This is a genomic window from Bradyrhizobium sp. UFLA05-153 (assembly GCF_054185185.1).
The window spans coordinates 35,235-46,985 of sequence record NZ_JBBIAM010000010.1 but is presented as its reverse complement, the minus strand read 5'-3'; the positions used below and the strand labels follow the sequence as shown (position 1 = coordinate 46,985).

Below are 11,751 nucleotides of genomic sequence, written 5' to 3'. Positions count from 1 at the left end.
ATAAGCGCGCCCTCCCTCGAAAAATTCTCGGGCGGGACTATCCCGTCCCAGACCGTCCCGGCTGCCTTACAGCATTCTGCGGGCTCCTCAACTATCATCGCGCATAGACAGCTTTGGAGGATAGGATGCGCAAGCCAAGGGACTTTGACGCGGAACTGAAGGCGCTCGACGACAAGGCGCGCGGGCTGAAAACCCGCAAGGTGCAGCAGCTCGGCGAACTGGTCATCGCCACGGGGGCTGACACACTCAGCGCCAATGAACTGGCGGGTGCGCTGATCGTGCTGGCCGAGACAAAAGAGGCCGGAAAGAGGGAGGCATGGGCCAGGCGCGGGGCCGCGTTCTTTCAAAGTCGGCCGCGGCGATCTGCACCGGCAACTGACCGCGACACGGACGGCGCTCCGGCGCAACCGGGCGGCGCGCAACCGCCATCGGGCCGCAAGGGCGCGACATGACATGCGCACATGGCAGGTCGAGCGCCGCAAGCGGACGCGGCGCCTGATCGAACTCGGCGGCCTTGTCGTGAAAGCCGGACTCGTCAACCTTACTGGCGATGATCGCACCACGATCCTCGGCGCGCTAATCTGGATCGCCGAGAAACTCAAGGGCGATCAGCGCGAACAGGCCCGCACGCTCTGGGCCGCAAAGGGAAAGCAGGCGTTCGAGATAGATCCGGCAACGCAGATACGCACAGATCGTTGATGCGCGGGCATTGTGTCGTGCGGCTCCGCGGATTTCTTGCCTCCGAAGGACCACCAGAGCTCGGCTTCGCTGGCCTTCTGCGTTTGTGTTGTTTCGGCACGCGACGCGCCACGAACTTCCGGTAGCCGAGCCGCTTCATCAGCACGACCCAGGCGCGCGCGATGTGCTCGGGATCCCAGCCGGTCGTGGTCGGTTTCACTATCGAAGCCTTGTGCGAAATATGGTTTACGCCCTCGATCATTGAATCCGCGCGCCTCCGCCACACCCGTCAACTTACCTCCACCTAGTTGGCAGCTTCCCGTATCAGCAGCGAGAGATCCGCGATGGGAAATGCCTGATACGAGCAAATCGGACAGGGTCAGGGAGTTGCCGGCAACCAACATTGAACCGAAGTCGCTTCTTCACGCGGGAGCCATGAGATTTCGTCGATGGCCCCAAACACTCGGTAGCACCGGCAGAGCGGCGCCTTCAGCATACCCTTGCCGCCTCGCAATTGCCTTGATCTTCGCTCCATGGCACGGCGGCGGCTGACCCGTGGCGCGGCGCTGGATCGAAGGCGTAGCCATCACCCTGCGCTCGTGCATCAGACCAGCTCATGCTCTTCCGGGCGACAATCGAGGGCTTGGCGAATGTGGCGGCGGGCTGGACGGCAAGCGCGATGGCGCTGGTCGCCAATGTTGAGAGGGAGAGACAGTGCGTCTTGATATGCGAATGTTCGTCCTAGGTCTCCTTGTGTCAGGATCGGGGCGAACGACGAACCACCGCTCGCCCCCCGACAACGATTGGCAATTCTTGCGGCTCAACAGCCGCGGCAGATGATCAGCTTGCGATCGATCTCTTCGTCCAACCGGCGCAGATCCAGATCAAGAGGGGACAAATCCGTGGTCTCGGGAACGTCGCTTGGCCGCGGCTGCCGGTGACCGACGGGAGCCCGGCCCACGCTGGCCAATCTTGCCGAAACGTCATCATGGCCGGACGAGCTGGTTGCGAGGCTATGGACGGCGATCGTCGTACTTCCGCCGGCGACGCCGGGCGCTGAGCCGAACAGAAACGAGGCGGCGACGACGCTGAGACCAAGTCGTTTGGACATATCATTCTCCTATCGCTGTCGTGTTGAGTCGTTCTCGGATGAACGATCCCGATGCGATGGATAGGAGGAGTGGGCTACATGATGACTTCGCGTACACGATATCGCATTACCGGTGAAACAACCGGATGGCCCTGGGCCGTCAGCAACTGCTACTGCGCGGATGCTATCCGCCTGAATTTTTCGCCGGCGGGCGACGTCGCGAGACATCGCGACAGTGCCCCGGCAAGCTCGGCAGACATGAGCCGTCGGCGGAAATGGCCCTTGGAGAGGCGGGAACGCCTCTTTTACGCGAGGGAACGCTTCCAGGCTGCGGGCGAATTGTCAGCCACTTCAGCAAGCTGTACGGCAGAAGGCTAGCGGCCGGAGCCCGCTGGCGTGAATTGGATTGCTGCGACGGGATGCGAGACAGCGGTTAACGAAATCTCAGCCTTGGAACCTCTGCCTGTGCTGCGCGTTGCGTGCAAAAGTCCGGCTTTAACATTCGGCAACGGCTAAGGCCCTCCGCGCAGCGGGACCAGCGGATCATTTCAATCCTGCTGAGGCTTAAGACCCAAACGAGCGTCTTTTTTCTTTGAACTAAGAGAAACGGGGTTAACCGACCAGGACTCGCAAAGGTAGCTTGGCGGTACATTTCGCACCTGCCTATGTTGTCCTCGTTCCGAATAGACCCGCACTATTCAAAGGAAGCGCACCATGGCTAAGCTGTGTGATATCTGCGGTGTCCGTCCGGCAAGTGTGCGCGCCCGGGTAACGACCGGCGACGGGCAAAGCCAGACACTCGACCTGTGCGAGATCGACTATCGCCGCTTGGCGCGGCAGCAGCGTCCGAGCTCTCGCTTGGAGTCGTTGTTCGGGGGACGCGGGAGCCTGCTCGACGACTTCTTCGGCGATGACTTCTTTGGCGGGACCCCGTTCGGCGATCGAGCGGGGCCGACCGGCCAGTCCATCCCGATCGGATCGAGCCGCGGGCGTCGGACCGGCGATGCAGAGGAGCGCCTGAGCGAACACGCCAAGGAGCTGTTGCAGGTGGCGGCGCGCCGCGCCGTCGACTTCGGACGGCGGGAGGTTGACACTGAACATCTGCTTTTGGCACTCAGCGAGAGCGACGTCGTCCGCACGGTGCTCGGCCAATTCAATATCTCCGTCGACGAACTGCGCCGACAGGTCGAACTGGACGCGCCGCGCGGCGACACCAAGCCAGACGAAAGCGCCGAAATCGGTGTCACGCCGCGCCTGAAGAGCGTTCTCGGTCACGCTTTCAACGCCTCCCACGATCTCGGCCATTCCTATGTCGGCCCCGAGCACTTCCTGATCGGCCTCGCCGAGGAGGAGGAAGGCATTGCCGGCGAAGTGCTGCGCCGCTACGGGCTCACGCCGCAGGCGATCAGGCAGCAAATCGTCAAGGTAGTCGGGCGTGGAGCCGAGACAGGTCAGGTCGAAACGCCCACCAATACGCCGACCCTCGACAAATACTCCCGCGATCTGACGAAGCTCGCGCGTGAAGGAAAGCTCGACCCCGTGATCGGGCGCGCCCACGAGATCGAGACCACAATCGAGGTGCTCGCGCGGCGCAAGAAGAACAACCCCGTGCTGATCGGCGAGCCCGGCGTCGGGAAAACGGCAATCGTCGAGGGGCTGGCACAGCGCATCGTTGCGGGAGAAGTGCCGGAGTCGCTGCGAGACAAGCGTCTTGTGGAACTGAGCATCAATTCCCTGGTGGCGGGCTCGAAATACCGCGGCGAATTCGAGGAACGCGTTCAGCAGGTGCTCAAGGAGGTGACGGAGCGTCAGGACCAGCAGATCCTGTTCATCGACGAGATTCACACCATAGTCGGGGCCGGCCAGGGTGGCGGCGAAGGCGGGCTCGATGTCGCCAATGTGTTCAAGCCGGCGCTTGCGCGGGGCGAGCTCAATCTCATTGGCGCCACCACGTTGAACGAATATCAGAAGCATGTTGAGAAGGATGCCGCACTGGAACGCCGGTTCCAGCCCATCTTTGTCCCGGAACCAAGTGTTGCGCAGACCATCATGATCCTGCGCGGCCTGCGCGACACGCTGGAGGCGCATCACAAGGTGACTATCACGGACGAAGCGATCATCGCGGCCGCGGAACTCTCGGATCGCTACGTCACCGGCCGTTTCTTGCCCGACAAGGCGATCGATCTGATCGACCAGTCCGCCGCACGGGTGAAGATCTCCGCGACCGCGCGGCCGGTCGACGTACAGGAACTGGAGGCGGAAACGCGGCAGCTCAAGCGTGAGCAGGACTACGCCACCTCGCGCAAGCAGTTCGACCGCGCCGCCGAGATTCAGAGACAGCACGAGGCCAAGAGCAATGAATTGCAGCAGGCGAACGAGCGTTGGCGCCGCAGCCGGGGCTCCGGAACCGCCGAGGTGCGCAGCGAGCATATCGCGCAGGTGGTCTCCAAGCTCACCGGCATTCCTGTCAGCGAGCTGACAACCGAGGAACGCGAGCGACTGGTCAAGCTCGAGGAGCGGCTGCACCAGCGTGTGATCGGCCAGGACGAGGCGGTCAAAGCCGTGAGCGACGCCGTGCGGCTCGCCCGCGCAGGCTTGCGCGAGGGTCGCCGGCCGATCGCCACCTTCCTGTTCCTGGGTCCGACGGGTGTCGGCAAGACCGAACTCGCCAAGGCACTGGCGGAGGCGGTGTATGGCGACGAGGATGCCATCGTGCGGCTCGACATGTCGGAATACATGGAGCGGCACACCGTCGCCCGGCTGATTGGCGCTCCGCCGGGCTATGTGGGCTATGAGGAAGGCGGGCAGCTCACCGAACGCGTGCGCCGGCGGCCCTACAGCGTGGTGCTTCTCGACGAAATCGAGAAGGCCCATCCGGATGTCTACAATGCTCTCTTGCAGGTATTCGATGATGGCCGGCTGACCGATGGCAAAGGCCGCGTCGTCGACTTCACCAATACGATCATCATCGCGACGAGCAATCTCGGTGCCGAGATCATCCAGCGGCAGCTGCGCATGGGAGAGAGGGACGCGGACGACCAGGCGAAGCTGCGGCGCGAGCTGATGGATATCTTGCGCGGGCATTTCCGGCCGGAGTTCCTCAACCGCATCGACGAGATCATTGTCTTCCATGCGCTCGATCGCGAACAGATCCGCAGCATCGTCGATCTGCAGCTTGAGCGCGTGAAGCGGACCGCGCACGGGCAGGGCGTCACGCTTGAGATCGATGACTCGCTGATCGAGCACGTTGCCGCCGCGGGCTTCCGACCGGAGTATGGCGCCCGCGAATTGCGTCGGCTAATCCGCTCCGAACTGGAAACCGAGCTGGCCCGTGCGCTGCTCGCCAACGATGTGCACGAGGGTGACACGGTCCTGGCACGGTGGGACGGTATTCGGCAGGCGGTTGTGCTGGAGCGACGTGCGACGTCGGAGCGGGGCAAGGCGGCCGCTTGAGCGACAGCGTGCCCAGAGCTTGGAAGGGAACGACCTATGGACGTTCAGTTGGGATCTCGGAGACGAGCCGATCTCGAACGCACCGACCAACCCGCTCGCGAGGATGACGAGACCAGGCGAGGGGACGATCGGCGGACGGAACAGAAAGAGATCCCGACGCTTGATTCGGTCGAAGAGGCGAGCATCGAATCCCTTCCGGCGAGCGATCCTCCGGCCTGGACCGGCGTGATCGTTCGCTGAAGGGCGGAGGTCAGCCCGCTCTTGCGCGGCAGCGCAGCCACATGCCGATCCCCGTGCGAGTACCCTCAGTCTCGCAGTCTCGCTTCAAGGTTGTTAAGCAAGAGCCGATCGCGGAGATCGACGACCGGACACCGATTCTGGCTGATCTCGGACGCAAAGCGACCGCGCAAGTGAAGCAAGCCGCACGGGTTCCGAAGATGGCCAAGGACCCTGGCTCCCCGTCGATAGGAAGATGCCAAGGGAGATGCTCAAGATGATGGGCCGGCGCCGAGTCGTCACTCGTCGTCTTGGAGCATGAAGGGAGAGGAGGCACCCAATGTCGCTGAGAGAGGTGTTCGCTGCCGCGCGTGCGGAATGGACATTGATGACATTTTATCAGAGGTTTGAGCACCTCGTGATCCTCGTGCTGACGGGGCTGATCGCCATTGTCGTCGTGTTTGCGGTGTGGAATTTGACGCTGAAGATTCTGACCAGCATCCTGTTGGCGAGTTCGTTCGATCCGACCGACTATGCGATTTTCCAGGCGATATTCGGAACGATCCTCACGGTCATCATTGCCCTGGAATTCAAGCGATCGCTATTGGTCGTGGCGGAACGACGCGAGGGTGTTGTGCAAGTCCGCACCGTCATTCTCATTGCTCTTCTGGCCATCGTCCGAAAAATGATTATTATCGATCTCGCGAGCACTGATGCGACGCAGCTCTTTGCTCTTGCTGTATCGATTCTGGCACTCGGTGGCGTCTATTGGCTTGTCCGAGATCAGGACAGACGCGAAGATATTTATCAGCGAGAACGCAATCCCCCTTTGCCTCCACGCGCGCAAGGCTAATGGAGGAGCATCTGGGCGAAGGGAAGCTACAAGCTTGGTCGTATCGGGCAGCCATCTGCAAGACGACCCCCAGCCTCTCCGACGCCCGCCGTTTGCGTCACGATCGAGATGAGATTATCCCGTGTTGGGCGAAGCCCAGAGGGGCACGTCCATCAAGATCGGAGGGAGAAGGGCGACCTTGTCCATTGTTGTTAGAGTTCGGTCCGGCAGATGCGGGAGCCGGGTAGGGGCGTGCGCTTGCCATCCTGGCTAGCGTTGTCGTCGTGACGGGGTGATCCGCGCCGAGCGGTTGATGCGGAAGCAAGAGCTCTGACTTATGGGCCTTTGCCAGAAGGCGACGCCCTTCAATGAAGCCTTCGCGCGATTCAACCTGGCCGCCTGCATCAAGACGGACCTTTCTATCCAGGGCCATGACGTTGGCGATCCCGTGCCGCCGCAGGCGCCGCTGACGCCAGAGCAGCGCAAGGTGGTCGAAGCCGTGCTGCGCGACGCGGACTAGGCTCACACTGCCCGCAAGGTCTCCTTCGGCGTTTCGCGGATCAGCGAATCGAGATCGCTCTGCTCAAGCGTCTCCTTCTCGAGTAGCTTCTTCGCGGCCCGATCGAGAATCGCGCGCCGCGCGTTCAGGATGCCCTGGGTGCGTTGGAACACTCGCTCAACGATCGCACGCACCTCTTGGTCGACGGCTGCCGCGGTCGCTTCCGCATAGTCGCGCTCGCGCACGGGATAGGCCCGGTCGGCGCTGGCCAGCAAGCTGCCGGGCTCGTGATCATAGGCGACGCTGCCGAGCTTTTCCGACATGCCGTAGCGCGTTACCATGCTGCGCGCGATGTCAGTGACGCGGCGGAGGTCGTCTGCGGCACCGGTCGAGAGATGGCCGAATACGATCAATTCGGCCGCGCGGCCGCCAAGCAGCACCGCCATCTTGTTCTCCAGCTCCTCTTTGGTCATCAGGAAACGGTCCTCGATCGGGCGCTGGATGGTGTAGCCGAGCGCGCCGACGCCGCGCGGAATGATCGACACCTTGTGCACGGGATCGACGCCCGGCAGTGACAGCGCCACCAGCGCATGCCCCATCTCGTGATGGGCCACGATCTCACGCTCCCTGGCATTGAGCAGGCGGTTGCGCTTTTCCAGTCCCGCGACGATGCGTTCCACCGCGTTGCTGAAATCGGTCATTGCGACCGCCTCGGCGCCGCGTCGGGTCGCCAGCAGCGCCGCTTCGTTGACGAGGTTGGCAAGGTCGGCTCCGGTAAACCCGGGCGTCAGAGATGCGACCGCTTCGGCATCGACGTCCGGGGCCAGCTGCACCTTCTTCATGTGCACCTTGAGGATTTCGATGCGCCCCTTCTTGTCGGGTCGGTCGACCAGCACCTGACGGTCGAAGCGGCCGGCGCGCAACAGCGCGGGATCCAGGATTTCCGGCCGGTTCGTGGCCGCGAGAATGACGAGGCCGGAGCGCGAGTCGAAGCCGTCGAGTTCGACTAGCAGTTGATTGAGCGTCTGCTCCTTCTCGTCGTGTCCGCCGGCGAAGGGGCCTATGCCGCGCGCGCGGCCAAGCGCGTCGAGTTCGTCGATGAAGATGATGGCGGGGGCTTTTTCGCGTGCCTGCTGAAACAGGTCGCGCACCCTTGCCGCGCCTACGCCCACGAACATCTCGACGAATTCCGACCCGGAGATCGAGAAGAACGGAACCTTGGCCTGGCCGGCGACGGCCTTGGCCAGCAGGGTCTTGCCGGTTCCTGGCGGTCCCACCAGCAGCACGCCCTTCGGCATCCGTCCGCCAAGCCGGCCATACTCCTTTGGACTCTTGAGGAAGTCGACGATTTCGCGCAGTTCGTCCTTCGCCTCATCGACGCCGGCAACGTCGGCGAAGGTCACGCCCGTATCTGACTCGACATAGATCTTGGCCTTGCTCTTGCCGATCGCCATCAACCCGCCGCCAAGCCCCTGACCCTCGGCGACGCGCGTGCCGATGTACCACCACAGCCCGAAGAACAGGAGCACGGGCATCACCCAGGACAGCAAATCGCGCAGGAACGTGCTCTCGAGCTGGCCGGTGAATCGGACGCCGTACTTTTCGAGTTCGCCGGCGAATTCTGGGTCGACCCGCGTGGTGACGAATTGCTTCTGACCGCCTGGTAGCGGCTCCTTCAGCGTGCCTTGCAGGAAGCGATCGGAGACGCCGACGCTTTCAATCTTGCTCTCGCGCAGCAGCTGCTTGAACTGGCTGTAGGGGATCGGCGCCACCTGGCTTGCCGTGGCGACGATGTACTGGATCAGGAGAATGCCGAGCAGGGCGGCGATCGTGTAGCCGATGTTGAAGCGGGTTTTGCTGGTCATCTCAAAACACTCCGGCCAACATTCACGCCGCCTCTCGCGATCGAGGCGGCGTGGTTGCCTCGCGATGCGCGGCTGTGTCGATGGGGCGCTTGGCAGGATCGTGTGGGATCGCCCGAAGTTCTGGATTCCGCCCGGGTGATCCCAGCACGGTATAGGACAGGCCCTGCCGGCGGGCGTAGGCGATCGCCGATTTCGCCGACGGAAACGAGAGTTCGACCTGCGCCAGGGGATCGTCATCCTCGGTCCAGCCCATCAGGGGTTCGATCCGCAGCGGCGAGCGGCGCTCGAATCGCAGCTTCCACTCCTGCCGGCGCAAAGGGGCCGAGGTCATCGGCGAACGAGCCGGTCGGTAGATCAGCGCGTGCGCGTCGCGGGGAAAAATCGATCGGGTGACGGGCCGGGCCGCGTCATGCGACAGCGAGGTTGAGTTCAGAAAGGCTGAATGAAGCACGTTCATCGGAGCCTCCGTCGGGTAAAAGGCGGCGGGCGGGAGCAGCGGGCTGCTCCCGCCCAACCAGCCTTAGTTGCTCTTGATCGCAATCTTCTTCACTTTTTCCTTTGCTGTCGGCGACTTCGGAAGCTTGACCGTCAGAACGCCGTTGTGGAACGACGCGTCAACCTTGTCAGTCTCGATTTCGTCGACAGGGATGCGCCGCTCGAAACGCCCGTAATAGCGTTCGCTGAAGCGACGCTCCTTGTCTTCGGTCTCGCTCTTCTTCTCGCCGCTGATGGTCAGCATGCCGTTGGCGAGTTCGACCACGACGTCCTTCTGCTCGAGACCGGGAAGCTCGGCCGTCACCTTGACTTCCTTGTCGGTCTCGCTCACCTCGACATTCGGCCAGCCCATTGCGTGAGCCGATCCGAACGGGGCGACATCGAAGGACCGAAATGCGTCATCGAAGAGCCGGTTCATTTCGCGGTGCAGTGACAGGAAAGGGTTGCCCTCACCGCGGTAGGAGCCCAACTCACGAGAGCCGTTGTTCCACGGCATGAGATCGCGAAGTGCCATTGTCATACTCCTTTCATTTCTTCTTGACTGTTCCATTCCCAAGGCACGCCAAGCCGCGCGCGGCATCGGCCGACGGCTGCGCTGCCGCAGCTTGACGAGCCAGTCGTCAGGCCGCGCTCTTCTCGATCTTCCGGTTGTCGTTGCCGGCAACGTCGATCGCGATGCGACGCGGTTTCATCGCTTCCGGCAGCTCCCGCACCAGGACGATCCTGAGCATGCCGTTCTCGAAATGCGCATCCTTCACCTGGACGAATTCGGCCAGGTTGAACACGCGGCGGAACGGCCGCAGCGAGATGCCCTGATAAAGATAGTCGTGATCAACCTTGTCGGCCTTGCGGCCTTCCACCGTGAGCATGTTCCGCTCGGCGGTGACGGTGATCTCATCAGGAGCGAAGCCGGCCAGTGCCAGCGAGATTTCGTAACTGTCCTCGCCGGTGCCCTTGATGTCATACAGCGGATAGCTATCGCTGTCGTTCATCGCGCCGTTGACCAGGTCGAAACGGCGGTCGAACCCGACGGTCGAGCGCCAGAGCGGATTTAGATCATAGCTTCTCATAGCCACATCCTCCTTTGAGCAACATGGATACAAGTACCATCGGGAAGTTCCCGTTGGCGTTGGCCGGACCCGTATGGCATCCGACACCACGTCACCGTGGCGAGAGATGAATTAGAAAGATCGGATTTGGTTTCAAGGGGGTTAAGTGTATTGCGCGGACCTAAATCCACGCTGCGCGTTGGGTAAGGAAAGGAAACCCGGCGCCAACGCAGTATTTGATCCCGTGGATCGGAAACCTTCCATCCATTGCCGCTTTTTTTGCGTTTTTTGCGCAGCCAAGGCCACCGCGAGGCGCCCCCATGCGCGAAGACCTCGATCTCGCCCTTGAACAGACATTCCCGGCAAGCGATCCACCGTCTTCATGGCCGGAGCCGCCATAGCCGACAGCCCGCACCGCCGATCCGAGGAGCGGCAAGCGCCGCTTGAACGCCTGCCCGCTCAACGGAGGCGGGCCAACAAGCGAGCGCCCATGAACCGCCGCCGCCTCCTGCTGGCGCTGACGTTGGTTGCGGCTGCGCTGCTGACGGTGACCGCGTCGAACATCCACACTACACGACATCGAATAGAGCGGCACACATAACGACGCTGCTCGATGCTCGCCGAGCAACGCGCAATCCGTGATGCTGGAGCCCAACTAGCCTAGCTGTTTCCTCTCATAACACTGGCTGTTTCCTCAGGCCCTGCCGATCGCTTCGTCCCGATCCAGGTTCTAGGGCCTATGGCAGCCTCGCACGTCGCTCATTCCAATGCGGCCGGCCCACACTAGCGGAGCACCACCACAAAATGCTCTATGAGGCTGCCATAATGTCGCGGGTCCGTCGCCCAGCACTTCTGCTTTCAATGGTAGGCGACGGACGTGCGTCACACTCCAACTAAACCGCCGCACGCCCTTAGATGGTGCCGATCATTCAGCAAAAACAGATGCCCGAATCTCCACCAATGAACGCTCGGACAGACCGAGCGCTTTGAACTGTTCGGACAACGCTTGATTCAGCTCTGCATCCGTCATTCGCGCGAATTCTCCGGACTGGTCAATCTCATGTCGGTGTACAAGAAGTCCCGCAATCTTCGCGGCCAGCTTCAACCCACTTATGGCAGCATCCAAATTGGGCTTAAAGGTCCCGGTCGGATCGCCACTCCGGTCACATACGGGGAGCCCGCGGATCGACAAATCAATTACATGCTTCAGCCGGACAATGATCCACTCGTCCGTAAGAGCAGCTCGCGTTATTCCGATTTCTCGTGCCTTGGCCTCGCTGTTGGCGCGCTCGCTTATGATCTCTCGAACTCGTGCTTCGATGGATGGATTCCTGCAGAGCCTACTCGCATTCGCTGGTTTATAGACGTAACCGGCCGCCTGGTAGGCCTCCGCTTGGCTCCTCCCTGAAGCAAGCGCGTTGGCGATAATTTCGTGCTTCGGTTTCGACAGTATGGGCATCGGGCGTCTCGTTGTCCTTATCCACCCTTATCACGAAATCATCTGATCCATGTCCTCCCGTTCCTCGTGAGACACGAGGTCGGGTCCAGCACCAACACCGGACAAGCGGGCTTTT

At 62.0% G+C, this 11,751-nt stretch carries 10 protein-coding genes and 1 pseudogene; 5 read left to right on the top strand and 6 right to left on the bottom strand.

Annotation, left to right across the window (positions count from 1 at the left end; translation table 11 throughout):
- Positions 1 to 125: 125 nt before the first annotated feature.
- Both Q2941_RS08660 and Q2941_RS08655 read left to right on the top strand, forming a co-directional pair.
- The gene (locus Q2941_RS08660; protein WP_458192205.1) at positions 126 to 452 is read left to right on the top strand and encodes a conjugal transfer protein TraD; all 327 of its coding nucleotides are present in this window, start codon (positions 126 to 128) and stop codon (positions 450 to 452) included.
- Position 453: 1 nt separating this feature from the next.
- Positions 454 to 699 (top strand): conjugal transfer protein TraD, encoded by a 246-nt coding sequence (locus Q2941_RS08655; RefSeq protein ID WP_458192204.1) that lies wholly within the window; start codon positions 454 to 456, stop codon positions 697 to 699.
- 799 nt (positions 700 to 1,498) lie between these two features.
- Here Q2941_RS08655 and Q2941_RS08650 read toward each other — a convergent pair.
- Positions 1,499 to 1,789: a hypothetical protein gene (locus Q2941_RS08650; protein ID WP_458192203.1), complete on the bottom strand. Its 291-nt coding sequence runs from the start codon at positions 1,787 to 1,789 to the stop codon at positions 1,499 to 1,501.
- A 693-nt stretch (positions 1,790 to 2,482) separates the two neighbouring features.
- On the opposite strand from Q2941_RS08650, the gene Q2941_RS08645 reads away from it, so the two are divergent.
- The 3 genes and pseudogenes from Q2941_RS08645 to Q2941_RS08635 all read left to right on the top strand — a co-directional run.
- Complete coding sequence (locus tag Q2941_RS08645) at positions 2,483 to 5,221, top strand: ATP-dependent Clp protease ATP-binding subunit (RefSeq protein WP_458192202.1); 2,739 nt, start codon at positions 2,483 to 2,485, stop codon at positions 5,219 to 5,221.
- Between the two features lie 556 nt (positions 5,222 to 5,777).
- Positions 5,778 to 6,290 carry a phosphate-starvation-inducible PsiE family protein gene (locus tag Q2941_RS08640; protein ID WP_458192201.1) on the top strand — a complete coding sequence of 171 codons (513 nt, stop codon included), beginning with the start codon at positions 5,778 to 5,780 and terminating at the stop codon, positions 6,288 to 6,290.
- A gap of 343 nt (positions 6,291 to 6,633) precedes the next feature.
- Positions 6,634 to 6,789, top strand: a pseudogene (locus tag Q2941_RS08635) (dihydrodipicolinate synthase family protein); the annotation flags it as partial.
- Positions 6,790 to 6,791: 2 nt separating this feature from the next.
- Here the strand turns inward: Q2941_RS08635 and ftsH are convergent.
- The 5 genes from ftsH to Q2941_RS08610 form a co-directional block, all read right to left on the bottom strand.
- Positions 6,792 to 8,633, bottom strand: coding sequence for an ATP-dependent zinc metalloprotease FtsH (ftsH, locus tag Q2941_RS08630; RefSeq protein ID WP_458192200.1), 1,842 nt, complete (start codon positions 8,631 to 8,633; stop codon positions 6,792 to 6,794).
- 22 nt (positions 8,634 to 8,655) lie between these two features.
- Entirely contained in the window at positions 8,656 to 9,090 is a 435-nt protein-coding gene (locus Q2941_RS08625; protein WP_458192199.1) for an NADH dehydrogenase ubiquinone Fe-S protein 4, read from the bottom strand.
- A gap of 63 nt (positions 9,091 to 9,153) precedes the next feature.
- Positions 9,154 to 9,642 carry an Hsp20/alpha crystallin family protein gene (locus Q2941_RS08620; protein WP_458192198.1) on the bottom strand — a complete coding sequence of 163 codons (489 nt, stop codon included), beginning with the start codon at positions 9,640 to 9,642 and terminating at the stop codon, positions 9,154 to 9,156.
- A gap of 106 nt (positions 9,643 to 9,748) precedes the next feature.
- Entirely contained in the window at positions 9,749 to 10,198 is a 450-nt protein-coding gene (locus tag Q2941_RS08615) for an Hsp20 family protein (RefSeq protein ID WP_458192197.1), read from the bottom strand.
- A 904-nt stretch (positions 10,199 to 11,102) separates the two neighbouring features.
- Positions 11,103 to 11,636, bottom strand: coding sequence for a terminase small subunit (locus Q2941_RS08610; protein ID WP_458192196.1), 534 nt, complete (start codon positions 11,634 to 11,636; stop codon positions 11,103 to 11,105).
- Between the last annotated feature and the right edge of the window lie 115 nt (positions 11,637 to 11,751).

What these genes read in the sequence shown, in the direction of transcription:
- Q2941_RS08615 (WP_458192197.1), bottom strand. Translation starts at nt 10,198, where the DNA reads ATGAGAAGCTATGATCTAAATCCGCTCTGGCGCTCGACCGTCGGGTTC.
- Q2941_RS08640 (WP_458192201.1), top strand. Translation starts at nt 5,778, where the DNA reads ATGTCGCTGAGAGAGGTGTTCGCTGCCGCGCGTGCGGAATGGACATTG.
- Q2941_RS08660 (WP_458192205.1), top strand. Translation starts at nt 126, where the DNA reads ATGCGCAAGCCAAGGGACTTTGACGCGGAACTGAAGGCGCTCGACGAC.
- Q2941_RS08645 (WP_458192202.1), top strand. Translation starts at nt 2,483, where the DNA reads ATGGCTAAGCTGTGTGATATCTGCGGTGTCCGTCCGGCAAGTGTGCGC.
- ftsH (WP_458192200.1), bottom strand. Translation starts at nt 8,633, where the DNA reads ATGACCAGCAAAACCCGCTTCAACATCGGCTACACGATCGCCGCCCTG.
- Q2941_RS08610 (WP_458192196.1), bottom strand. Translation starts at nt 11,636, where the DNA reads ATGCCCATACTGTCGAAACCGAAGCACGAAATTATCGCCAACGCGCTT.
- Q2941_RS08650 (WP_458192203.1), bottom strand. Translation starts at nt 1,789, where the DNA reads ATGTCCAAACGACTTGGTCTCAGCGTCGTCGCCGCCTCGTTTCTGTTC.
- Q2941_RS08625 (WP_458192199.1), bottom strand. Translation starts at nt 9,090, where the DNA reads ATGAACGTGCTTCATTCAGCCTTTCTGAACTCAACCTCGCTGTCGCAT.
- Q2941_RS08655 (WP_458192204.1), top strand. Translation starts at nt 454, where the DNA reads ATGCGCACATGGCAGGTCGAGCGCCGCAAGCGGACGCGGCGCCTGATC.
- Q2941_RS08620 (WP_458192198.1), bottom strand. Translation starts at nt 9,642, where the DNA reads ATGGCACTTCGCGATCTCATGCCGTGGAACAACGGCTCTCGTGAGTTG.